Consider the following 598-nt stretch of genomic DNA (forward strand, 5'->3'; position numbering starts at 1 on the left):
GAGCTGTTCAGCAGCGGCGAGGCCCAGATCGAGCTGATCGAGGGGGCGGAAGCGAGTCTCTATGTGATCATGCGCGAATACGGCGACCTGCCGGTGTTCGTCGCGCCCCAGGGCGAGCAGATCATCGTCGAGGCGCTGCTCTGGCCGGAAAGCGACGTTACCGACGCGACCGCCTTCAACGAAGAGGTCCTGCTCAGCCGGCAAGAGCTGTTCAGCAGCGGCGAGGCCCAGATCGAGCTGATCGAGGGGGCGGAAGCGAGTCTCTATGTGATCATGCGCGAATACGGCGACCTGCCGGTGTTCGTCGCGCCCCAGGGCGAGCAGATCATCGTCGAGGCGCTGCTCTGGCCGGAAAGCGACGTTACCGACGCGACCGCCTTCAACGAAGAGGTCCTGCTCAGCCGGCAACTGTTCCCGCTGTCGAGCATCGGCCTGCTCAACCTGCCGGGCGAGGAGCGCTGCTACAGCATGTTCGGCGCGTTGAGCACGACTTCGTCGCTGGCCAGCGTGCTGCACGAAATCGAAACCCTGGCCGGCAACGTGATCCGCGCCACGGAAGTCTACGCCGGCTACCTGAAAGCCCGGGCCTGAGGGAGGA

The 598-nt window shown here is 65.1% G+C and carries 1 protein-coding gene; it reads left to right on the forward strand.

The window, feature by feature from the left end; all coding sequences use genetic code 11:
• Nucleotides 1-591: YjfI family protein (locus tag FLO80_RS23665; protein WP_223145544.1), on the forward strand; the 591-nt coding region annotated here is incomplete at its 5' end.
• Nucleotides 592-598 lie beyond the last annotated feature (7 nt).

Source organism: Aquicoccus porphyridii (assembly GCF_008369105.1).
Taxonomy (GTDB): domain Bacteria; phylum Pseudomonadota; class Alphaproteobacteria; order Rhodobacterales; family Rhodobacteraceae; genus Aquicoccus; species Aquicoccus porphyridii.